The organism is Micromonospora sp. NPDC049891, assembly GCF_040660295.1.
Taxonomy (GTDB): domain Bacteria; phylum Actinomycetota; class Actinomycetes; order Mycobacteriales; family Micromonosporaceae; genus Micromonospora.
Map to the genome: position 1 here is coordinate 129,428 of NZ_JBFAML010000005.1, position 23,402 is coordinate 152,829.

The window sequence follows — 23,402 nt, forward strand, 5'->3', positions numbered from 1 at the left end:
CTGCTGGCTAGAGCGCCCGAACACGGTCCCTGATCCTCTCGATCATCTCAATGGAAAGCTCGCCCTGCTCGACGCGTCGGAGGTAGCCGTCGACCAGGAGGTCGGCAGCGAGGACCCGCACCACCCCGAGCGGCACCCCCAGCCCGACGGCCAGTTCGGCCACCGAGGCTGGTCGCTGACAGATCTCCACGATCCGCCGAGCCTCGAAGCGGAGCGGCGCGGAGAGGGCGGCCGGTTGCGCGGAGAGCAGGCTCTCCACCCGCAGCCCGTCCTGGATCGGCTGGGTCCGACCGCCGGTGAGCAGGAACGGCCGGACCACCAGGTCGTCGTCGTAGCCGCCGGAGCTGGACGGCGCGGGCAGGGTCGGCTGCTGCTCACGTCGCGGCTCGACCTGCCAGGACGGGATCATCCTCGGATCCGGCACCCGCGGCCCGACCTCGCTCATCGCGCCAGATGCCGACGCGACTCGGAGATCAACGCCGGGGTCAGCAGCGGACCGAAGCGCTCGGCCAGCAGCGAGATCTCGTAGCCGACCAGACCCAGGTCACTGCCGCCCTCGGCGAGCACGCCCAGGCAGCTACCGCCGCTGATCGCCGAGACGAGCAGGAAACCCCGCCGCATCTCGATCATGATCAGCTTGAGCCCGTCGAACTCGTAGCGGCGGGAGGCGCTGCGGGCCAGGCTGACCATGCTGGAGACGATCGCCGCCATATGGTCGGCCTCGGTTCGGTCCAGCCCGTCCGACGCGGCGACCAGTAGCCCGTCCGAGGAGACCGCGACCGCGTCACGGACCCCGTCGGTCTGCCGGACGAAGTTGGCCAGCAGCCAGTTGAACTGGTGCCGGTCGGTGTGAGTATCAACGGTCATCGGACCTCCAGGGCTCAGTGCTGACACCATCGGTCACGGCAGCGGCCGGTTCCGCCGTCGCGGACTCGGCTCGCGACACTCCGGCGCGTAGTGCGGTCAACCTGGCCCGCACCTCGGCCGGCGAATCGTTGACGACCTGGCCTCGCTCACCTGTCGAGTCGGACACCGACGGGGACGGCTTCGCGGCTCGCGTCGTGCCGGCCGTGCCGGCCGCCTCGGTTCGACGCTGCCGCGGCGGGCGCTTCCGCAGGCCGTTGGCGGTGCGCTCGGGTTCGTCGACGGCCACGCCCACGCCGACCGCCTCCGCCCGGGCCGCCGCCGCCCGGGGCGACGAATCGACAAGCGGGTACGCCCCGGAGCCGAGACGGCGGAAGGCCGGTGGCGGCGGCGCCGCATCGGCGGTTGGGCCGGCTGCGCTGACGTACTCCACCGAAGGCCGGCCGAGGGCCGGAGCCGGGGCCGCCGGCCCGGCGGGCAGCTGAGAGCCGACCGGTGACACCGGCACGACCTGCTCACCCGCCGGGACGGATGCGACGGTGCCGGCCACCGGCGCCGCCGCCTCCGCCGGCCGGGCGGAGATGCCGGACATCACCTGCGACGGCAGCTCCGGGGGCACGGCGAGCATCTCCGCCGGCAGGACCACCCGAGCTGTGACTCCGGTGACGGGCGAGGGGGCGAGCTGGACGTCCGCACCCAACTGGCGGGCCAGTTGGCCGACCACGTAGTGGCCGAGATAGCGAGTGGGCGCCAACAGGAAGTCGTCCTCGCCACGCAGCCGGGAGTTCGCCACCGCCAGCTCGCCGACCTCCATGCCGACGCCCTGGTCGGTGATGGCGATCAGGTAGCCGTCGCCGATACGACGACCCTGGATCTCGACGTCGCAGTCCGGTGGCGAGAAGGTGAGCCCGTTCTCGATCAGCTCGGCGAGCAGATGGGCCAGGCCACTGACCACGGTGCCGGTCAGGTACGCGTCGTCGACCCGGCGCAGGGTCACCCGCCGGTACTCCTCGACCTCCGAGATGGCCGCCCGGATGACATCGGCGATCGGCAGCGCGGCCGACCACTGCCGGGGTGCCGAGGCACCGACGAGAACCAGCAGGCTCTCCGCGTTGCGTCGCATGCGAGTGGCCAGGTGGTCCAGCTCGAAGAGGTTGGCCAGCCCGGTCGGGTCAGACTCCTGCCGTTCCAGCTCGGTGATGAAGCCGAGCTGCCGGCGGAGCAGGTTCTGGTTCCGCCGGCCCAGGTTGGCCAGCGCCTCGCTCGTGTTGCGCCGCAGCATCGCCTGCTCGGTCGCCAGCTGGTACGCCACCGACTGCACCCGGTCCAGGGCGGTGGCCACCGAACGGATCTCGGCGGAGGCGCGGGCCGGTGGCCGGAACGGCTCGGGAGGTCGGGGCAGGTCCTCGCCGGTGAGCGCCTGCGCCCGGCTGACCGCCACCGGCAACCGTTCGGTGGCCAGGTTGTCCGCCTCGGCGGCGAGCCCGGCCAGCGGCCGGGTGATCGACCGGGAGGCGACGAGCAGCAGCAGGAACGCGCCGACGAGGCAGAGCAACACGATGCCGGCGAGGGCACCGACGCGCTGGGTCGCCTCGATCTGGCGTTGCTCGGCCCGCGCCTGGATCTCCGAACCCACGTAGCGCTGCATCTGCAGCAGGTCGTCGAGGACCGTGGTCAGCGCCGACCACCAGGACTGCGGGTTGACCTGCAGACGCCGACCGTCGGCCGACGCGAGCGCCACCTGCTCGAAGTACGCCGCCTCGCGGGCGGCACCGGTGTCCATGACGTATTCGCCAGCCTCGCGTTGCCGATCGGTGGCGTGCCGGGTGAAGTCGTCGTAGGCGATCTGCTTGGCGGCCCGCATCGCGGCGAACTGGAGGAATTCCTCGCCGTTGAAGCCACCGGCGGAGAACACACCGTTGAGGAAGGCGCGCTCCTGGGCGGCACTCTCGGTGACCCGGGCCAGCGCCTCCAGCGCGGCGACGTTGCGGCGCAACTCCCCGTCGGTGACCTGACCGAGGCCGAACTCGATGCCGTTGAGCGTCGCGATCCGGTCGGTGAAGAACTCGAAGGTGCCGGCCCGGTTGGCGCTGCGACTGTCGGCGGCCTGGCGGATCGCGGAGAGCCCGTCGAGCCCACCGAGGGCCCGGCGGACCCGCTCCGCCACCTCGCCGTCGCCACCGACGCGTTGCTCGACCGCGGCCCGGCGGGCGTCGACCCGCTCCCGGGCCGGCGGAATCTCCGCCCGGAAACCGACGTTCCCACCGAGCAGCCCGGCGGTGAGCCCACGCTCGGTCTGGAGTTCGAGCACCAGTTCCTGCACGGCGAGGGCGGTCTCGACCGCTTCGGTCGTCGCGGTCGACGATCGGTAGTCCGCGACCTCGACCACCGTCACGTACCCGAGCAGGAGCAGAACGGCGAGGCCGGGCAGCGCGAGGATGGTGACCAGCCGCCGGCGGATGCTCCCGCCCGGCCGGCTGTCCGGCCGGGCCGACCGCCGGCCGGAGCCTCGTCGAGACCGGTCCAGAGCGGCGGGCACGGCCCGGTCCTCGGTGGGGGCGGCCGGAGCGGGCTGCGGCCCGGCCAGCCCGGTGACGGTGTCGACGTGGCGGCGGTTACGCCGATGTCCTACCACATTCAACGCGAAGCCTCCGTGCTGCGGAGATCAGATGGGACCAGGCGGTCCAAAGGGGTTGGAGCGGTGCGGGTGCGAGAGGTCGGTCAGAGGGCCTACCAGTCCGGGCAATCCCCGCGTGGCCCGACAACGGGGTGACAGTATCCGGTCCCGCTCGCAAAGTCAGGCCCTAATTCTCCAGCAATTTGCAAGCAGCATTCCGACACTCGGCCACATTCGACAGTCGGCTTTCCGACGGCCGCGAGCGGTACGCCGCGCACTGCCGGAGTCGAGCCCACGGCGTCACGCCGGGCCTGCGTCGCAGGCCCGGTCGTGCTGCCGTCGCGACGTCAGGTACCGGCGGGTAGCCAGGCCCGCCAGGTCGACTCGTGCGCGGCCACCCATTTCTCGGCGGCGTCGCGCGCCGACATCCCGTCGAGCGCGATGTAGCTGGCGACCTCGTTCTGGTCGTCGTTGGTCCACTGGAAATTCTTGACGAACTCGAAGGCCGCGCCGCCGGTCTCGGCGAACTTCGCACTCGCGATCTTGTCAAGGGTGTAGTCGGGGTAGTCGCAGTTCACCTTCTTCGGATCCGCGTCGCACCCGTCGGTGTACGGCGGCAGGTTCACCCGGACGTACTTCTCCTTCGCGAAGAGCCACTGCGGCTCGTAGAAGTAGAAGAGCAACGGCTTCTGTTGGGCAGTCGCCTGCTGGGCGGCCTTGATCAACGAAGCCTCGCTGCCGGCGTAGACAACCTTGTAGTTCAGCTTCAGGTTGGTCACCAGCGCCTCGTCGTTGGTGACGAAGGACGGGTCGCCGTCGAGCAGCTGGCCCTTGCCGCCGGACTCGGAGGTCTTGAAGAGGTCGGCGTACTTGTTGAGGTTGCGGTAGTCGGTGATGTCCGGGTGCTTCTCGGCCATCCAGGCCGGCACGTACCAGCCGATGACGCCCTTGTTCCCGGTCGGCCCGAGGTCGACGGCGACCTTCTTGTCCTCGATGTACTGCTGCTTGAGGTCCTCGTGGCCCCAGTTCTCGACGATCACGTCGACCTCGCCGGTCTCAAAGCCCTGCCAGGAGATCTCCTCCTTCAGGTTCTTCTCCTCGACCTCGTAGCCGAGTTCCTTCTCCAGCAGGTACCCGATCACTGCGGCGTTCGCCTCGTTGCCGACCCACGGGTTGACCGCGAGCTTGACAACTCCCTTGGCGGCGTTGTCCGAGCCGCTCCCGGCGTCCGAGCTGACCCCCTGGCAGCCGCTTACCGCGAGGCTCAGCGCGACGGCCGCGGCCAGCCGTAGCGTCAGTTTCTTCTTCACGAGCGTTCCCTTCATCGAGGTTGCACCACCGCACCGATGGCGCCGTTCGTTCGGTCGCATTCCTGGTTCCGGTCAGCCGCTCCGCGGGCGCAGTCCGCGCTCCGCCGGACCTCGCCCGGCGCCCTGGGTGAGCCGGTCGAGCACCACCCCGAGCAGCACGATGCACGCCCCGGCGGCCAGTCCCTGGCCGAAGTCACTGCGCTGGGAGAACCCAGCCACCACGTCGTAACCGAGGGCGCCGGCGCCGACCAGCCCGCCGACGACCACCATGGCGAGGACCATCACGATCCCCTGGTTCGCCGCGAGCAGCAGGTCCCGCCGAGCGATTGGCAGCTGCACCTGCCAGAGCAGCTGGCGGGCGCTCGCGCCGGCCGCCGTCGCCGCCTCCACCACCGGTGCCGGTACGGCCCGCACCCCACCCTCGACGAGCCGGGCGACAGGCGGCACCGCATAGATCACCGCCGCGACCACGGCGGTGAACCGGGATGCACCGAAGAGCGCCACCGCGGGGAGCAGGTAGACGAAGGACGGGAGCGTTTGTGCCGCGTCGAGCACCGGACGGGCGACCGCGGCGAACCTGCGACGCCGCGCCGCGGTCACACCGATCCACAACCCGATCACCACCGTCAGCGCGGTGGCGACCAGAACGGTGGCGAGGGTCTCCATCGCGTGCTGCCAGAGCCCCAGCCCGGCCACCGCGGCCAGCGCCGTCCCGGCCACGACGGCCGCCCGGGCGCCACTTACCAGGCCGCCCAGCAGTACCACGGCGACGAGCAGCAGCCACCACGGTGCGGAGGTCAGCACCGTCTGCAGTGGATTGACCAACCCGATGGTGACCGCGTTCTTGATGCCGTCGGTCAGCGGAAACAGTTCCAGCTCGATCCAGGCGACGACGGTGTTGACCACCGGGGCGAAGGAGAACCGGAAGGCGTCGGGGAACCCGCCGTCGCCCGGCACCGCCAGCGCTGCCACGACCGGGGACACCCCCGCGGCGAGCAGGACGGGACGGCGCCACCGCCGCCAGCCGACTGCCGGGGTCCGGCTGGTCGACCGGGCGCCGGCCCGCTGGGCGGCCCGGGTGGTGAGGCGGTCCAGCACCACCGCCATGATCACGATTGCCAGGCCGGCGTCAAAGGCCGCGCCGACGTTCACCCGTTCCAGCGAGCGCATGATCGGCTGGCCCAACCCGGGAGCGTCGATCAGCGCGGTGATCACGACCATGGACAGCGCCATCATCAGCGTCTGGTTGACCGCCAGGATGATTGTCGGACGGGCCATCGGAAGGCGCACCTTACGCAGCAACTGCCAGCGGGTGGAGCCAAGTGAGGTCGCGGCCTGCACGGCGTTCGGATCGACCTGCGAGATGCCCAGGGCGGTGATCCGGATGGCCGGCGGGATCGCGTAGATGAGCGTGGCAAGCGTCGCCGAGGGGGCACCGATCAGGAAGAGCAGCGTCATCGGCGCCAGGTAGGCGAAGGTCGGCATGATCTGCATGACGTCCAGCACCGGGCGGAGCACGGCGCGCACCACGCGCACCTGTGCCGCCAGGATGCCCAGCGGCACGCCGACGGCGACGGCCAGGAGCACCGCGGCGAGGGTCAACGCGAGCGTGTCCAGACTCTCCTGCCACAGCCCGAGCAGCCCGAACGAGACGAAGCCGGCCCCGGCGAGCACGGCGATCCGCCAGCCGGCCAGCACGGCGCCGGTCACCACGGCGAGGGTGATCACGCCGGCCACGCCGAGCCACCCCAGCAGATCCTGGATCGCCGTGACGAGCAGCGCCACCCCGTAGCGCAGGTAGTTGACGACAAAGGTGAATACGGGCTCGCTGTTGCGGTTGGCGTCGACCCAGTCCCGGGCCGCGTTCAGCGACCGGAACACCGCCGCGTCGCTGTCGTGCGGCAGCACCTGCTGACCGCGAAAGAGCAGATAGCCGACGGCCAGTGCGGCGGCCACCACCGCGGCGACCGCCCTGCGGTCCGGCCGGCGAACGCTCCATCGCGCCGGAGTCAACTCCCCCGTGGTCACCGTGCCGGCTCCAGGGAGGACAACGGGTCGGTGCCGCCGCTGACGGCCTCGGCGCCGCTGTCCGGACGCGCGAAAACCGCACCGGTGAGCAGCGGCATCAACTGGTCGCGATCGACCACGCCGACCAGCCGGTCACCGTCGCGCACCGGCAGCGCGGCGGCGGACCGCAGCACCGGCTCCACCACCTGGCGGATCGGGGTGTCGGCCGACAATTCCGGACCGCCCGGTGTCTCGCCAGCTCGGGTCGGTCGGGCGATCCACCGGACGGTGAGCACATCGGCGCGCGGCACCTCGCGTACGAAATCGGCCACATAGTCGTCGGCCGGCGAGCCGACCAGTTCCTCGGGGCGGCCGACCTGCACCAGTTCACCGTCGCGGAGCACGGCGATCCGGTCGCCGAGCTTGAATGCCTCTGCCACGTCGTGCGTGATGAAGATCGCGGTGGTGCCGAGTTCCACCTGCAACCGGCACAGCTCGGCCTGCATCTCGCGACGGATCAGCGGGTCGAGCGCGCTGAAGGGCTCGTCGAAGAGAAGTACCCCGGGGTCGACGGCCAGTGCCCGGGCGAGGCCGACCCGCTGCTGCATCCCCCCGGAGAGCTCGTGCGGGTAGTACTCCTCGCAGCCGTCGAGACCGACAAGCGCAAGCATGTGTCGCGCCCGCTCGTGCCGCTGCGCCCGGGCAGTCCCCTGAACCTCCAGGCCGTACGCCACGTTGTCCAACACGCGGCGGTGCGGCAGGAGCCCGAAGTGCTGGAAGACCATCGCCACCCGGTGTCGACGTAGCTCGCGCAGGCGCCGGGAGGACATCTCCAGCACGTCCTCCCCGTCGATGCGTACCTCACCGCTTGTGGGTTCGATCAGCCGGGTCAGACAGCGCACCAGGGTGGACTTGCCGCTCCCTGAAAGACCCATCACCACGAAGATCTCACCGGGATGGACCTCGAAGCTCACGTCACGCACGGCGACCAGGCAACCGGTCCGCCGCTGAAGCTCCTCCCGGGGCAGTCCCGCGTCCGGACTACCGACGATCCGGCCGGACCGCGGCCCGTAGATCTTCCAGAGACGCTGTACCGAGATGGCGGCGGGTGGACCCGTTTGCGGCTCGGCGGGCTTCGGGTCGGACGCGCTGACGGTCTCCATCGGTGCCGGTCCTAACGGGTAGGTGACGGTCGTGCTGAGGGCTCACTCCGTGCTGCGTGACTGTCGGTACCGGCGGGCGTGGCCCGAGCCTGGTGGATCGGGCTGCGCGTCGTCTGGTGCGCTCAGTTGGACGATCGTGCCGCTGCGGTGAACTCCGCGGCGCGTTCGCCGATCAGGAGCACCGTGACCATCGGGTTGACGCTGGGCATGGTCGGAAACACCGAGGCGTCGGCGATCCGGACGTTCGTGGTACCCCGCAGCCGCAACATGGGATCGACCACGGCCAGCGGATCGTCGGCCGGGCCCATCCGACATGTCCCGGCCGGGTGGTACACCGTGTGGTGGGCGGCCCGACCGTAGGCGGACAGGGCCTCGTCGGTGGTCAGCTCCGGTCCGGGCGCGATCTCGCGACGAATCCAGCTCCGGAACGGCTCGGCCGCCGCCACCTCGCGGGCGGTCCGCAGGCCCGCGACGATTGTCGCCTCGTCGTGTCCCTCCGGGTCGGTGAAGTAGCGGAAGTCGAGGGCGGGCTTGGTCGCGGGGTCGTCGTCGACCAGCCACATCCGCCCGACGCTGCGCGGTCGGGGCACGTTGGGGGTCATCCCGAAGCCGTGCTCCGGCACGTCGTAACCGAGCCGGGCGGTGTTGACGGTGAAGGGGATCTGGTAGAGGTGGAACATCAGGTCGGGGCGGTCGGCGGTCGGATCCCAGCGGACGAAGAGACCCGCGTCGGAGTCCATCGCCGACTCGGCCGGCACCGGTCGGCTCGCCTCCCACAGAATCAGCGACTCCGGGTGGTCGAGAAGATTCTCACCGACACCCGGCAGGTCGATGCGGACCTTGATGCCGAGGGACGCGAGTTGTTCGGCCGGACCGATCCCGGAGAGCAGCAGCAGCCGCGGGGTGTCGATGGCACCCGCGCAGAGCACGTACTCATGCCGGGCGCGGATCACCTCGTGGGAGCCGTCTGGCATCCGCACCCGCACCCCGGTGATCGTGCCGTCGTCGTCCACGTCGATCCGGTAGGCCCAGGTCTCGGTGTGTACGTTCAGGTTCGGCCGGTCGAGATGCGGATGCAGGTAGGCGACCGATGCCGACGAGCGGACACCCGTCGCCGGGTGATAGCCGATCGGCAGGAAGCCTGCGCCCTCGGCGAACGGTCCGGCGTTGAAGTCGTCGACCACCGGTACGCCCAGCGCGGTTGCACAAGCGGCGACGAAATCCTCGGCCAACGCGTTACGGGGCGGTGCGGCACCCGGCTCGATGTTGACCATCAGTCGGGACCGGTACGGCGCAAGTTCCTCGTGGGACCAGCCGACCGCCCCCGCCGCGACCCAGTCGGCCAGATCCGCCGGGGGCGGAAAAAGACTGATCATCGTGTTGTGCGAGGAGCAGCCGCCCAGCACCCGGGCGCGGGAGTGGCGAATGTGCGAGTTGCCCCGTGGCTGCTCCACCGTGGGGTAGTCGTAGTCGAATTCCGACTCCAGCAGGTTGAGCCAGTTGCGCAGCTGGAGCACCCGGTCGTCGCCCACATCGCTCGGGCCGCCTTCGATGAGGCCGACACTCAGTCCGGGGTCGACACTCAACCGGGATGCCACCACCGAACCCGCGGTGCCACCGCCGACGACCACGACGTCGTAGACCTTCGACACGAGACCTCATTCACCGACTGTCGCCGAAGCCCCACGCATCGGCGCCGCAACAGAATGGTGCGGAACTGAGCGGCCGGTCAATGAACCCGCGACAACTTAACGGGATCGAAACATCCGCATGTTGCACCCCGACGCTTGCAGCTGCACGTCAGGACCGGATTCGACGACCATCTTCCGTCCATTGAGGACAGCTAACCGGTGGGCCGAACGCGACCGGCACCCCGGGTGAGTAGAGCACGCTTGTCGGCGGTCCCTGCGGCGGCGGCAGCCCGGCCGCGGTCACCAGCTCGTCGTCCAGGGCGAGCAGTTCCGCGTGGTGCAGTGGCCAGCGAGGGTGCCAGTTCGGCAGATGCCGGGTACGTCCGTACGCCCGGGTGTGCAGGCCCCAGCGGGCGGTGACGAAATGGTCCAGCGGCGTCGGCTCGGCGATCGGCTCGCCGATCCGGGCCTCGATCCGGCTCGTCGCGCCGGTCGGGCCGGGCCAGCGGCGCCGGCAGCGGTAGCTGAGTCGGTCGCCGTCGCGTTCCAGCCCCATCGCCGACCACAGGTACGGCAGCCGCAGGGTCGCCCGGGCGACAAGCACCGGCACCAGTCGGGAAGCGTCGAGCGAACGGAAGACCACCGCCCGTCGGCCTGAACCGTCCACCGAGTACAACCGGACGTTTGTCTCCCAGAAGCTGCCGAAGTACGGCACGCCCGGCCCGAATCCGAGCCCCAGACCGACCATCCGGAAGCCGATCAGACCGACGTAGGTCACTCCGTCGAGCGTGTCGGGGCGGGTGCCGGCGGGCAGCAACGGTGCGACCCGCTCCGGCTCGACCGGCCAGTGCAGGAAGATCAGATCCTCCCAACGTTGCCGAAGCATCGCGCGCCTGAATCCCCTGACTGGCGCGACGTCGACCGGCTCGATGTCCACGTGTCGCTCCAGCTCAGGTACCGGGGTGGCGGCTGCTCACCCGGTTTCCGCCGGCCCGCTTCGCCGCGTACATCGCACGGTCCGCGTTCGCGAGGGTCTCCCCGAGGGTGTACGCGGAACCGCTGGCCACCCCGACGCTCACCGTCACCTGCCACGTCGGCATCCCGGCCACCGCGTCGACCGTCCGCTGGGCGACCTGCTCAGCGGCGCCGAGATCCGCCCCCGGCAGGATCGCGACGAACTCGTCACCGCCCAGCCGGGCGACGAAATCGTCCCTACGGACGCTGGCCGCGGCCACCTGCGCCACGGCCCGCAGCACGTCGTCGCCGGTGGCGTGTCCCAACGAGTCGTTGATGTCCTTGAACCGGTCCACGTCCACGATCAGCACCGCCACCGGGTCGGTCGCCGCCGCCGTGGGTGTCGCCAGGTTCTCCAGGAAGTTGTCCAGGCCACGCCGGTTGGCCACCCCGGTGAGCGGGTCGATCCGCGCGGCCCGCTCGGCCCGCTCGTGCTGCCACCGCAGCACGTCGTACGACTGCATCGTCACCGCCGCGTGCAGCCAGCGGTGCCGCTGGCGCCACAGCAGCTCGGCGAGCGCGTCTCCGTAGGTCAGGCCAGGCACCGCGTCGCGTGCCCCGTTCTTCGCGAGCAGCACCGCGTGCGTACGGTGCAGCGCCGCGGTGATCAGCCAGTCGTTGTCGGGAGACAGGCCGGTCACCGCCTCCTCGATGACCCGCAGCGCCTCGCCCGGTCGCCCGGACCGGCTGAGCGCGACGGCGTGGAACGGCCGGCACAGCAACTGCTCCTGATGCCGTTGTTCGACGCCGTGCGCCTGCAACAACGCGAGGAACCGGGGGATGTCCTCGGCTGCGGCGGCCGGGTCCTGCCGGTCGGCGCGGGCGCACGCCGCGAACAGCGACGCGGCGAGCCGCCACACCTCCGCCTTGGGGCCGGAAGCCTCCGTCACCGCCCGCGCCGCGTGCTCCTCGGCCACCGTGGTGTGCTTCTCCGCCTCGGCGACCTGGCCCACCTGGTACAGCTCCAGAGCCCACATGAGGTTGAGTTCCGCCAGGTTGCACAGCCACATGGCCCGGTTGCCGTTGTCCGGGTACCCGGGTCGGCAGGTCGTCTCGTACGCCGCCTGGAACTGTGGTGCGGCCAGTTCGTAGAGACGCAGCTTGGCGTAACCGATCGCCAGCCCGGTGCGGGCGTTGCCCTCGATCACCGGGTCGGGTTCGCCGGCCAGCAGGGCCGTCTCCGCGCGGACGAGATCCCGCAGGACGGCCTCGATGTCGTACTCGGCGATGTCCTGGTCGCCGAGGCGCAGCCGCCGGTCGGCGCGCAGCGACAGTGCGCAGGAGCGCCACCCGGCGCTGCTCTCCCGCTCCGCGGCGACAAGCATCAGATCGGCGGCGGCGATCGCGGCACGCAGGTCACCGAGCCTGGTCAACGCCACGACGCGCGCGAAATGCATCGCCGCCGGTCCGTCGCGCAGTTCCCCGGTCGGTTCCCGCAGCGCCGCGACCGCCTCCGCCAGCACCTGGGCCGCGCCACCGGCCTGCGCCTCCTCCAGTAGCCGAAGGGCTCGGAGGGTCACATCGTCCATGCGGTCTCCTCCGCACCCGCCCAGGGAAGAACAGCCCGATGTTACGGTAATCAGCCCTCTTCGAGAGCCTTCGGTCGGTCTGGACTCTGCGCCAGCGGTCGCCAGGCGGCGAGGACGACGAGCGCCATCGTGATCCCGGCGATCCAGAACGGTGTCGTGACGCCCCAGGTGCTGGCGATCAGGCCACCGAGGAGGGAGCCGACCGCCGCGCCGCCCAGGTCGAGTACCGCGTACGCGCTGCCGACCCGACCGAGCAGTCGGGACGGCACCAGGCGTTGACGCAGTGACGCGACGGTGACTCCCCAGACCATGCCGTGCGCGCTGAAGACGACCAGGACGACCACCACGACCCAGACGGCGGTCGTGGTCGCCAGGATCAGATGCGTGACCATCTCGATGAGCAGCCCGGCCCGCAGCACCACTGTTCGGCCGAGAGTCCGGACGAGTCGGGTCGCCACCGCCGTGCCAGCCAGCCCACCGACCGCGAACGCGGTGAGCAGGAAACCGAAGCCGACGTCGGAGACGCCCAGCCGCTGCCGGCAGTAGAGCACGAACACCGCGAACGCGGCGCAGAAGGCGACGTTGCCCACGCCCATGCTCAGGGCCAGGGTCCGCAGCAGCCGGTGCCGCCACAGCCACCGCACACCCTCGGCGATCGAGCGGCCGATCGACAGGTGCGCGGTGGCCTCCTGAGCCGGCACCGCGGCCGGGCGGATTCCGGCCAGTAGCGCCGCGGCGGCGGCGAACGTGAGCGCGTTGAAGCCGAACGGTGCCGCCGCGGCGATGACGAACAGCCAGGCGCCCAACGGTTTGGCGACGAACTGGTTGCCGATCGTGAAGGTCGCGTAGAGCCGCGCGTTCGCGCTCGGCAGCCGGTCGGGTGCGACCACCGACGGCAGCAGCGCACCCATCGCGGTGTCGGCAAGCGTCTCCCCCGTACCGAGGAGGAAGAGCACCGCGTAGAAGACGGCCACCGTGACGGTCCCGGTGGCGATGGTGACGGTGAGCGTGGCGAGCGCGACGGCACGCGCCAGGTTCACCGCCACCACCAGACGACGCCTGTCGAGCCGATCCACGTAGGCGCCGCTGAGCAGGGCGAACAACAACCAGGGCAGCTGTTGTACGAAGACGGCACCGGCGATCAGCGCCGGGTTGTCGGTGATCGAGGCGACCAGCAGCGGGCCGGCCGCCATGGTGATGCCGTCACCGATGTTGGACACCGCCGAGGCGGTCCAGAGTTTGGCAAAGTCCGCACCAGGACGCGCGGATAGCAGGGCACGCAAAATCGCTCCTCGAGCTGAAAAGGGAAACGGCCGTCAGGGGACCGCTCCGCAGCGAGGAGCACCGTCACCGTCGGGGGACCGACGGTGGGCCGCAAGGTCAGCGCACGGTGAACTCTCGCGCCGGAGCGGGGGCCGTGACCAGGTCGAGGCGCATCTCAACTCCTGTCCGTCGACGGATGTCGAGGCGGAGGATAGCCATTCGCGTCCGCATGCCGACACCGGTTTTGCCGTGGCGAGGGCGGCCGAGATCGCGACATCGCTCGATACAGTGACCGGGTGGAGCAGATCAGCCGGCGACGGTTCCTCGACGAGATGGTGGCCGTCACCCGGGAACGGGACGCGACCACCCACCTGTACGTGATGCTGCGCGAGGGCGGCGGCATCGGCGTGCAGTGGGAGCAGCCCGGTGTCGACCATCTGCGGGAGTTCCGCGTGCTCGACCCGGACGGGCCGGCCTGCCCGCACTGCGTGATCATCGAGGCGGTCGTGGAACTTGCCCCGGTCCTGCCGCTCGACATGCTACGGACGGCCAGGTCCCGGGTGCAGTACGAGACGGTCCTGCACACCGGCATGCTGCCGGCGCCGGCGTTCGCCCGGCAGTCCGTGAGTCGTGAGGTCACCTGGCTGGGGGACTGTCACGGTGCGCCCGGCAACCCGCACACCGACGCGGACTGTGCCGAACATGCGGCGATCGGTCCGTCCCTGGTCACCGACCCACTCGACGTCGACCCCGGGGCCCCGCTGCCCCTGGCGCTGCGCGAGATGACCGGTGCCACCGACGTCCGGGAGCGGCTGCGCCTCGCCTGCGACTGGCGCGACACCGCCGCCGAGGTGGCCCGCCGCAGCCGGTACGCCGAGACGACCTGGGGTTTCCTGCGAAGTTCCGCGGTGCTCGGCGTTCCCGCGGCCGGAGTGCCGGGGGTGGTCTACGCCCTCGCCCCCGACGCGCCGGCCGACGACCGTCCCTTCGCCGACCGGTACGCGGCGACGGTGCGCGCGCTGTCCGGCCAGACGTCCCTGACGTACGCCGACCGGGTGTGCCTGGTGCCCGACCCGGTGCCGGGCGGCGAGCGGATGCCCAGCTTCGCCGGTGCGGTGGACGTGGCCACCGGGCAACCGGTTCGCACGCTGCGGCTGCCGTCCGGCGGCCGGCCGCTGAGCCGGCTCGGCCGCGGGGTCCTGCTGCTGTTCGAGGCACGGCACACGATGCTGATCCGACAGGTCGGGCAGCCTCGGGACTGGGAGTCGGAGGCGGCGCTGCACCTCTTCGAGTTCGGCATGCTGGAGGAACTCGGCGGCCCCGCGTACACCACGGCCGTCGCCACCTACCTCGACGCGCTGCGCCGCGAGGGCGACCTGCTCGCCCGACCGCAGAAGGTCCTCGACCGCCGTCAACGCAAGGCCCTCGCGCAGATCTTCGGTGACATCGACGACCAGGAACTGCACCTGTGGGGGTCGGTCGCCTACCGCAACGCGATCATGCTGATGCTCGGCAGCCAGGCCGCCTTCGCCGAACACCTTCGACGCCAGGCGGCGTGATCCCGCAGCGGCCGTCGGCGACGACCGTGCTGCGCGGGGTGAGTGGGGCCGACGTACCGGCCCCACTCACCGTGGTGTCAGTTACGCAGATTCCACTGCTGGTTGGTGCCACCGTGGCAGGCCCACAGGTGGATCACAGTGCCGTTGGTGGTGCCGTACCCGCTGGCGTCGAGGCACAGCCCCGACTGGGCGCCGGTGATGGTGCCGTTGGCGTTGACGTTCCACTGCTGGTTCACCTGGCCGTTGCAGTCCCAGATGATCGCCAGCGTGCCGTTGCTGGTGCCCTGCCCGGAGGCGTCGAGGCACTTGTTGCCGTACACCATCAGTTGCTTGCTGGCGGTGTAGGTCCATCGCTGGTTCGTCCCGCCGTGGCAGTCCCAGAGCTTCGCCTGGGCGCCGTTGGTGGTGCTCGCACCGTCGACGTCCACGCACCGGCCGGACTGGGTACCGACGATCTGCACATTCTGCTGGCTGCTGCCGCCCTGCGGACCGGCCCCGGCCATCACCGCCTGGGCACCCGAGGGCCAGTTTCCGTTCGTCACCGTCACGTTGCCGGACACCACGTTGCCCCGGTCGCCGTTCGTGACGTTCGTGCTGCCGTTCGTCGACCAGTTGTTGGTGACGGTGAAGTTGCCCATGTTCTCGGCGTACCAGTAGTTGGCGGTGGCCCAGGTGCCGGTGGACGAGAAGACGTTGTTGCGGGCGGTGTAGTAGCGGGAGCCCTCGTCGAAGTAGAGACCGAAGTAGCCGTTGGTCCGCAGGCAGTAGTTGTCGCTGATCAACCCGCCGGGGTTGGCCGACAGGGTGTAGATGCAACCACCGTCGTTCATCTGCTGCATCACGTCGTGCACGTAGTTGCCGATCAGCCGGTTGTTGGACGCGGTGGTGGCCGTCGTGTAGCGCGGCTGGTAGTTGTACAGGCCACGGCCGGCGTAGTGCTCGCTTCCGCCCGCGTCGTTGGCGCCCCAGCCGTACCCGAGGGACATGCCGGTGTACGGCATGTTGTAGACCTCGTTGTACGAGACTGTGGCGTTCGTGACGTAGGTGGTCAGCACCGAGACGATGCCGCGGTACTCGATGCCCAGGTCGTGCAGGCGGTTGTTGCTGATGGTGATGTCCCGGTTCACCATGCGCTGGTCGCTCGGGTGGTGGGCGTCGGCGCGTACACCGCCGACGACGATGCCGCCGGCCGCGTTGCGGGCGATCTCGGAGCGGGTGACGGTGATGTTGCTGGCGCCCAGACCCACCCCGCTGGCGTGGGCGTTGGCGTCGTTGCCGATCCCGATGGCGGTCTGTCCCAGGTTGACGAACTGTGAGTCGCTCAAGGTGATGTTGTTGGCGGCCGAGATCTGCACGGCGGCGGGCATCTGCTGCCAGTTCGGCCGGGTGGCCTCGAACTGCGGGCAGCCGTTGTGGCAGGAGGTGAAGCTGGGCCAGTTCCAGTTGCCGTAGATGTACGCACCCGTCTGCTGGTCCACATAGCCCTGGTTGCTGCTGGCGCCCAGCCAGGTCGTGCCGGTGAAGGTGATCCCGGTGAACGAGATGTGGTGTGCCGGCGAGGCGTAGGTCCCGCCGAGGTTGACCAGGGACTGCTGCGTCGGCAGTTCCACACTCACGCTGTTCATGTTCTGCCCGGCGAGCGGGATGTAGGACAGCGCACCGCTACCCGGGTCGAGGTACCACTCCCCCGGCGAGTCCAGGAACTCGTAGGCGTTCGCCAGGTAAAGCGGTCCGGCCCGGTGCGGGCTGGTGAAGGTGTCGTACCCGAAGTTGTTGTTGCTCCAGCCGGGCTGCTGCATCCGGATGAGGTTCCCGCTGATGCTCTGCACCGAGACGTACCGGTCGGTGAACGAGTTGACGCTCTCCATCTGGATACGGCTCTGGTTGGCCAGGTTGTTGAGGTAGCTCAGGGCACTGCTGGTGAACCGCATGCCGGTGCTGTCCGCGGTGAAGTCCGCGCGATTCACCTGGGTACGGGCCCGGGTGGCGAGCGCACCGTTGACGTAGAGCTGGCGGGTGTCGGTCCCGGCGCCGACGTTGGCCCGCCAGATGTTGCGGCCGGCGTCCACCTGCGTCCAGCCGGTGACCGCCCGCGCGCCGCTGATCACGGGACGGGCCGATGGTGCCGCCTGCCAGATGACCCGGTAGCCGTTGTTGCCGGAGTCGGCGGCGGTGAACCGTAGCGGCGACGACAGCCGGTACACACCGTTGGCCAGTTGCACGACGATGTCTCCCGACATCGAGGTGTTCATCGAACGGACGACGGACTGCGCACCTGTCAACGAACACGGCTGGGCGGCGGTGCAACTGCTGCCGCCGCCGGAGGGGGAGGCGTAGAGGGTGGTGGTCGCGGCGAGCGCGGGGGCGGCGAATGTCGTCACGGCGGCCACTGTCGCTGCGGCGGTCAGCGCCACCGTCGCGGCCGCGGCCAGCACCCGTCGGGGGGCGGCGGAGGATGGAGGTACGGACACGGGGGTCTCCTCACCTGGGCGGGTGGTGCGGTGTGGTGGGTGGTGTGTGGACGGCAGTTCATCATACGAATGATGTCTGCGCAAGGATCGATTGAGATCACACCCGGGTGGACGCCGGCCGCCCTCGCGGCGACCCCGTCGAACGGAGGTCACCGCGAGGGCGGCACAGCTCAGCCGAGGATGCTCCGGAGATAGGCGAGCCCGTCCCCCGCGAGCCGGTCCGGCGACGCGGCGAGTGGACGCCAGATCGACGCGGCGGTCGCGATCGTCGCGTTGTCCGGGGTGAACGACTCGATACAGATGGGACCCCAGTAGCCGGTGGCGGCCAGGGCGGCGAGGAACCGCGGCCAGTCCAGGTGGTCCGCCCCGGGCGCTCCCCGGTTGGTGCCGCTGACCTGGACATGCTTGATGTGTGGACCCGCCGCGGCCAGCGCCGCGTACGGGTTCGCCTCCTCGATGTTCATGTGGTACGTGTCGAGCATGAGGCCGACGTTCGACGGCAGGCCGTCGATCATCTCCAGGGTCTGCTCGAGCGTGTTGACGACACTTGTCTCGTAGCGGTTGAGCGCCTCCACACCGATGGACACCCCCCGCTCGCCGGCCCGCTCGGCGAGCGGTGCCAACGCCCGGCGGAAGTCCGCGTAACAGGCGACGCGTTCCGCCGGTGTCATCCGCCAGGTCCGGCCCACCGACGCGTAGACCGGACCACCGACGCACGGCGCACCGATGATCGCCGCACTGTCCACACAGCAGTCCAGGTACGCCACCGTGGCCTCCACCACGGCGGGTGCCGCATTCACGAGTTCCCGTCCGGGCGGGGTGACCGCACAGACGCCGGCCGCAGCCAGTCCGTACCTGGCGAGCAGGTCCCGGACGCGGTAGGGATCCCAGTCACCCGGCTGCTCGATGGGCAGTTCGACCGCGTCGAAGCCGAGCGCCGCGATCCGTGGGATCAGCTCGGCCAGGGCCTCGCCGTCGACAGGCGAGGCCCAGACCCAGGGATTGACACCGACGGCACGCACCGGACGCCTACTTCCAGCGCTGCGGGTAACCCGGCAGGTCGGTGCAGCCGCACATCGCGTAGTGCAGCGGCGGCATGTTCGTGTCGAGGTAGCTGTCCAGGTTCTCCTGGGTGATCGTCGGCTGGGGCAGCTTCCACGGGGCGGAGACCTGCTGGCCGTCGAGGATCCGCAGCGCGGCGATGATCGGCGTACGCCACTGGTAGGTCGGATAGGTGGGCGCGATCGCGGTGAGCCCCTCGTCCTTCCACATCTTCAGGAAGTCGAGCTGGTCCTCGCCGTTGATCGGAGGCACCGGCTGACCAGCGTCCTGGAACGCCTCCACCGCCGCGACAGCGACCGCGCCCGCGTCCATCCAGACGCCGTCGATGGTGCCGTGCCGCTGGATGTAGTCGTTGACGATCTTCTTGGTCTTGGCCGGGTCACCGTCGGTGAACTCGACCCCGACGACGTCGACCTGCGCCTTGTCGAACGCGACCTTCGCGGCGGACCACCGGGTCTCCAGCACGTCGACGCCGGGCAGGATGCGCAGCGCGAGGACCTTGCCGCCGGGCTTCATCTTCTGACTGACGAACTCCGCTCCGACGTGACCGAACCCGTACCCGCCGATCGGGTTGATGAAGGTCACCGGACAGTCGGTGTCGACGCCACGGTCGAAGACGACGACCGGCAGGCCGGCCTTGCAGGCCGCCTCCACGGCCGGGGTGAGCGTGGCGGTGGTGTTCGGCGAGACGATGAGCGCGTCGCAGCTCTTTCCGAGCAGGTCGTTGATGTCAGCGATCTGCTTCTGGTCCTTGCCCTCGGCGTCGACGTGGACGAACTCCTTGATCCGGTCGCCCTGTGCCTCGACCTCGGCCTGCATGGTCTTGTAGCCGACCTGTCGCCACGGGTTGTTCAGCGCCGCGTTCGAGAAGCAGATCTTGTGGGGACCGTTCTTCTTGAACTTGGCGGTGTCCACCATCTTCGGGTTGAGCACCTGCTCCCACGGCTTGTCGGCCGGTCCGGTCGGTGCGGCGTCGAGCAGGGCGAGTTCGTTGTCGTAGTCGGCCTGCACGAAGAACTTCGACTGCTCGCCGGTGCCGGCCCCGGCGGGTGGCGCGGAGGAGGCACCGGACGGGGTCGCAGCGGGCTCGTCGGTGGCACAGCCGGCGAGTGACACCAGGAGAAGCGCGGCCGTGGCCGCCATGCGTCGTTTCATTGAAGATTCCCCTTATCTCGACTTATCTCGACGTGGAACGTCGGGTTGAGACCGCCACGGCGAACAGGATGATGGCGCCCTGGACGGTCGGTCTGAGTGCGCCGGAGACGCCGTAGAAGTTCATGAGGGTGAAGAGCAGTTCGAGGGTCAACGCGCCGAGCATCGCGCCGACGACCGAGCCACGTCCGCCGCCCAGGGCGACCCCGCCGAGGACGACCGCGGTGATGGCCCCGAACTCCAGGCCGGCACCGGCCTGGAAGGACACCCCGCTGTAGCCGCCGATCAGGATCGCCGCGATCGCGGCAGCGAGGCCGCTCAGCATGAAGGCGATGGTCCGGGTACGGCGCACCCGGGCACCGCTCAGTTCCGCCGTACGCGGGTTGTCCCCGACCGCGACCAGGACCCGGCCGAAGTCGGAACGCATCAGCAGCACCGCGACAGTGGCGAGGATCAGCAGAATCACCAGGGCGTACGGGATGCGGTCGAGCAGTGGCACGTCCTCGAACGCGCGCCGGCCGAACCGGCGGAACTCCTCGGAGAGCCCGCCCTTGGGCGCGCCGTTGGACCAGAGGTAGACCGCCCCTACCAGGATCAGGAACATGCCGAGGGTGGTGATGAACGAGGGCACCCGTAGTCGCGTCGTGATCAGCCCGTTGACCAGCCCGACGAGCAGTCCGCCGGCGAGCATCACCAGCACCACCGGCCAGGTCCGCGAGGGATCGCTGTCGATGAGGCGTGCGGCGACCACCACCTGCGCGGTGACCAACGAGCCGACCGACAGGTCGAACTCACCGGAGACGATCACGAAGTACTGACCGGCGGCGAGCAGGATGATCGGCGCCGAGCGGCCGAGGAACGACATCAGGGAAGCCGGAGCCAGAAAGTCGGGCTGCCGGACGGTGACCAGGACCAGCAGCACCGCGAGTATCGCGAGCAGGGGCAGGAGGCCGCCGCGGCGTACCCGGGTCAGCTGTGGCGGCAACGGGCGGCGCTGAAGAAGCTGCATGTCAGACGACCGCCTTCCGCATGGCGCGGCGGGCGTAGACGGCCACGGCGGCGATGATGATGGCCCCTCGGATCACCTGCTTGAAGAAGGCGTCCACTTCGAGCTGGTTGAAGATGGCGTCGATGCTGGCGAGCAGCAGGACGCCACCGAGCGTGCCGATGACGCCGCCACGGCCACCGGCGAGAGCGGTACCACCGATGACCACCGCGGCGATCGACTCCAGGTCGTACAGGCCTTCGGTGCCCACCCGAGGAGCACCCGAGCCGAGCCGACTGGCCAGATAGATCCCGGCCAGGCCGGCGCAGAGTGAGCAGAGCACATGGGCGACGACGAGCACCCGGTCGTTGCGGACGCCGGAGAGCCGGGCGACCTCCGGGTCACCGCCCACGGCGACCAGGTGGTGACCGAACCGGGTCCGCGTCAAGGCGAACCAGCAGGCCCCGGTCACGGCGACCAGCAGCAGGAAGGACAGCGGGACCGGACCGATGCGCTGGTAGCCGAGGGTCTGCACGAGCCCGGGAGACGTGGTGCCGGCCGGACCGTCGTAGCCGTTGTCGAGGTATCCCTTGAGCAGCAGCCCGACGCCGAGGGTGGCGATGAAGGCGTTGATGCGCAGCCTGGTGACGAGCAGTCCGTTGAGCAGCCCGATTGCGGCGCTGACGGTCAGCGCCAGGCCGATCGCGGGCAGCAGCGCACCGTCGCTGCCGTTCATCGTCTCGGCCGCGACGAGGGTGCTCAGGCTGATCACGTAGGCGACCGACAGGTCCAGCGAACCACCCAGGATGACCAGGGTCTGGCCGACGGCGACGAGGCCCAGCCCGGCGGCGACGTGCAGCAGACTCACCGTCGTCGACTGGTTGAACAGCTGACCGCCGTTGATCATGACGATCAACCAGCCGATGGCCAGCGTGCCGGCCAGTGCCACGAACACGCCAGGCACCTGCCGTCGAGCCGGCCGCAGCGACAGCACGCTCATGCCGCCGCCTCCCGTACCGTGCCGACCGCCAGGGCGACGACGTCCTCCTCGGTGGCGCCGGCGGGCAGCTCACCCGCGACGCGGCCGTCACGCATGACGAGCATCCGGTCACTCATGCCGAGCAGCTCCGGCAGCTCGGACGAGATCATCAGTACCGCCGCACCCGCCCGGGCGAGCCGGCGGACGAGATCGTGGATCGCCGACTTCGCGCCCACGTCGATGCCGCGGGTCGGCTCGTCGAAGAGCAGGATCAACGGTTCCAGTGCGAGCCACCTGGCCAGCACCACCTTCTGCTGGTTGCCGCCGGACAGGAACCGGATCTCCTGGCCGTCACCGGCGGCCCGGACCTCGACGGCGGCGAGCAGCTCGCGGACGCGCACGGTGCGCGCCGCGCGGCCCGAGCGGGCCGGGAAGACCGCCCGGCTCGCGAGCAACGCGTTGTCGAGCACCGACTGCCGGGCGGCGATGCCCTCGCCCTTGCGGTCCTCGCTGACGTACGCGACGCCGGCCCGCGTCGCCGCGCGCGGGGAACGCAGCCGCGCCGGCTTACCGTCGATGGTGACCACGCCTGTCGTGAACGGCTCCACCCCGAACAACGCGCGGGCCAGTGCCGACCGTCCGGAGCCCTGGAGACCACCGATCCCCAGCACCTCACCCGCACGCAGGTCCAGGTCGATGTCGCGTAGCTTCCGGTTCCCGCCACCGCGCACGGCGAGCCGGACCGCACCGACGTCCCCGGCAGCGGCCCGATCCGGGTAGTAGCTGGACAGTTCCCGACCGACCATCTGGCGTACCAGGTCCTCCGCCGTGGCCTCGGCGGTGGGCATCGTCCGTACCCGGCGTCCGTCCTTGAGGACCGTGATCCGGTCGGACAGGTCGAAGACCTCGGTCAACCGGTGCGAGACGTACAGCAGGCCGATGCCCTGCTGTTGCAGCCGTCGGACCAGGCCGTAGAGCAGCTCGACCTCGTGGTCGGCCAGCGCGGCGGTGGGCTCGTCCATGATGAGCAGGCGCGCGTCGAGGGCGAGCGCCTTGGCGATCTCCACCACCTGCTGCTGGGCGACGCCGAGGCGGCCCACCACCGCATCGGCGGGCAGTGCCGTCTCCCCGATGGTGGCCAACAGATCCCTGGTGCTGCTGAGCATCTGTCGCCGGTCGACCAGTCCGCGTCGCTTCGGCTCATGGCCCAGGTACACGTTCTCCGCGACGGTCCGCTCCGGCAGGAGGTTGAACTCCTGGTGGATGATGCCGATGCCGACCCGCTGCGCGTCACGCGGGCCGCCGAACACCCGTGCCTGCCCGGCGAACTCGACGGTGCCGCCGTCCGGGGCGTACCCGCCCGAGACGATCTTCATGAGGGTGGACTTGCCGGCACCGTTCTCCCCCACCACGGCGTGCACCTCGCCCGGGGCGACGTCGAGGTCGACGCTGTCGAGGACGCGGACCCCGAAGAAGGACTTGCTGATGCCGCGTAGGGCGAGCAGCGGCACCGGTCGATCTGACATTCAAGAATCCTTACGGATAGTAATCGCCATCGGCATGGGGTGCGCCACCTCAGAATCCACTTACGACCGGCGGGTTACCTGGCTTTAGTTGTTGAAAGCGATGCTTCCTGTTCTCGTGCTCAAACTTTCGCTTGACACGACCGAAACATCACACGTATGAAGATAGATGCTCGGGGATAGGTACGCAATCCCCGATCTTCCCGGACTCCCGACCGGGCTGGTGGCAGGCAACGACGCCGGGTCAGGTCCACTGGGGAACGTGTGCGCCAA

17 protein-coding genes are annotated in these 23,402 nt (G+C 70.0%); 1 reads left to right on the forward strand and 16 read right to left on the reverse strand.

All coding sequences use genetic code 11. The features are described from left to right. Positions 1 to 7: 7 nt before the first annotated feature. From AB0I71_RS09275 to AB0I71_RS09320, 10 genes are all read right to left on the reverse strand, one after another. Complete coding sequence (locus AB0I71_RS09275) at positions 8 to 445, reverse strand: DUF742 domain-containing protein (RefSeq protein ID WP_357582738.1); 438 nt, start codon at positions 443 to 445, stop codon at positions 8 to 10. Next, positions 442 to 867: a roadblock/LC7 domain-containing protein gene (locus AB0I71_RS09280; RefSeq protein WP_357582739.1), complete on the reverse strand. Its 426-nt coding sequence runs from the start codon at positions 865 to 867 to the stop codon at positions 442 to 444. The genes AB0I71_RS09275 and AB0I71_RS09280 overlap by 4 nt, the downstream gene beginning before the upstream one ends. Next, positions 857 to 3,391, reverse strand: a complete 2,535-nt coding sequence (locus tag AB0I71_RS09285; protein WP_357582913.1) for a nitrate- and nitrite sensing domain-containing protein — start codon at positions 3,389 to 3,391, stop codon at positions 857 to 859. Before AB0I71_RS09285 ends, AB0I71_RS09280 begins: the two co-directional genes overlap by 11 nt. A 437-nt stretch (positions 3,392 to 3,828) precedes the next feature. Further along, positions 3,829 to 4,806: an ABC transporter substrate-binding protein gene (locus AB0I71_RS09290; RefSeq protein WP_357582740.1), complete on the reverse strand. Its 978-nt coding sequence runs from the start codon at positions 4,804 to 4,806 to the stop codon at positions 3,829 to 3,831. A 57-nt stretch (positions 4,807 to 4,863) separates the two neighbouring features. Next, entirely contained in the window at positions 4,864 to 6,819 is a 1,956-nt protein-coding gene (locus tag AB0I71_RS09295; protein WP_357582741.1) for an ABC transporter permease subunit, read from the reverse strand. Further along, positions 6,816 to 7,961, reverse strand: coding sequence for a glycine betaine/L-proline ABC transporter ATP-binding protein (locus AB0I71_RS09300; RefSeq protein WP_357582742.1), 1,146 nt, complete (start codon positions 7,959 to 7,961; stop codon positions 6,816 to 6,818). The genes AB0I71_RS09295 and AB0I71_RS09300 overlap by 4 nt, the downstream gene beginning before the upstream one ends. 122 nt (positions 7,962 to 8,083) lie before the next feature. Then, positions 8,084 to 9,613 carry a GMC family oxidoreductase gene (locus AB0I71_RS09305; RefSeq protein WP_357582743.1) on the reverse strand — a complete coding sequence of 510 codons (1,530 nt, stop codon included), beginning with the start codon at positions 9,611 to 9,613 and terminating at the stop codon, positions 8,084 to 8,086. Positions 9,614 to 9,761: 148 nt separating this feature from the next. Further along, positions 9,762 to 10,529 (reverse strand): DUF2071 domain-containing protein, encoded by a 768-nt coding sequence (locus tag AB0I71_RS09310; RefSeq protein WP_357582744.1) that lies wholly within the window; start codon positions 10,527 to 10,529, stop codon positions 9,762 to 9,764. Between the two features lie 13 nt (positions 10,530 to 10,542). Then, on the reverse strand, positions 10,543 to 12,135 hold the full coding sequence (locus AB0I71_RS09315) for a GGDEF domain-containing protein (protein ID WP_357582745.1): 1,593 nt from the start codon (positions 12,133 to 12,135) through the stop codon (positions 10,543 to 10,545). 50 nt (positions 12,136 to 12,185) lie between these two features. Further along, positions 12,186 to 13,418, reverse strand: coding sequence for an MFS transporter (locus AB0I71_RS09320; RefSeq protein WP_357582746.1), 1,233 nt, complete (start codon positions 13,416 to 13,418; stop codon positions 12,186 to 12,188). A 276-nt stretch (positions 13,419 to 13,694) separates the two neighbouring features. On the opposite strand from AB0I71_RS09320, the gene AB0I71_RS09325 reads away from it, so the two are divergent. Beyond that, positions 13,695 to 14,957 (forward strand): hypothetical protein, encoded by a 1,263-nt coding sequence (locus tag AB0I71_RS09325; protein ID WP_357582747.1) that lies wholly within the window; start codon positions 13,695 to 13,697, stop codon positions 14,955 to 14,957. 77 nt (positions 14,958 to 15,034) lie between these two features. On the opposite strand, the gene AB0I71_RS09330 is transcribed toward AB0I71_RS09325, so the two are convergent. From AB0I71_RS09330 to AB0I71_RS09355, 6 genes are all read right to left on the reverse strand, one after another. Then, complete coding sequence (locus AB0I71_RS09330; protein WP_357582748.1) at positions 15,035 to 17,428, reverse strand: ricin-type beta-trefoil lectin domain protein; 2,394 nt, start codon at positions 17,426 to 17,428, stop codon at positions 15,035 to 15,037. Between the two features lie 170 nt (positions 17,429 to 17,598). Then, positions 17,599 to 18,450, reverse strand: a complete 852-nt coding sequence (locus AB0I71_RS09335; RefSeq protein ID WP_357582749.1) for a sugar phosphate isomerase/epimerase family protein — start codon at positions 18,448 to 18,450, stop codon at positions 17,599 to 17,601. Positions 18,451 to 18,457: 7 nt separating this feature from the next. Further along, the gene (locus AB0I71_RS09340) at positions 18,458 to 19,645 is read right to left on the reverse strand and encodes a substrate-binding domain-containing protein (RefSeq protein WP_357582750.1); all 1,188 of its coding nucleotides are present in this window, start codon (positions 19,643 to 19,645) and stop codon (positions 18,458 to 18,460) included. A 22-nt stretch (positions 19,646 to 19,667) separates the two neighbouring features. Further along, positions 19,668 to 20,651, reverse strand: a complete 984-nt coding sequence (locus AB0I71_RS09345; protein ID WP_357582751.1) for an ABC transporter permease — start codon at positions 20,649 to 20,651, stop codon at positions 19,668 to 19,670. Between the two features lies 1 nt (position 20,652). Next, on the reverse strand, positions 20,653 to 21,627 hold the full coding sequence (locus AB0I71_RS09350; RefSeq protein WP_357582752.1) for an ABC transporter permease: 975 nt from the start codon (positions 21,625 to 21,627) through the stop codon (positions 20,653 to 20,655). Next, positions 21,624 to 23,132, reverse strand: a complete 1,509-nt coding sequence (locus tag AB0I71_RS09355) for a sugar ABC transporter ATP-binding protein (protein ID WP_357582753.1) — start codon at positions 23,130 to 23,132, stop codon at positions 21,624 to 21,626. The genes AB0I71_RS09350 and AB0I71_RS09355 overlap by 4 nt, the downstream gene beginning before the upstream one ends. Positions 23,133 to 23,402 lie beyond the last annotated feature (270 nt).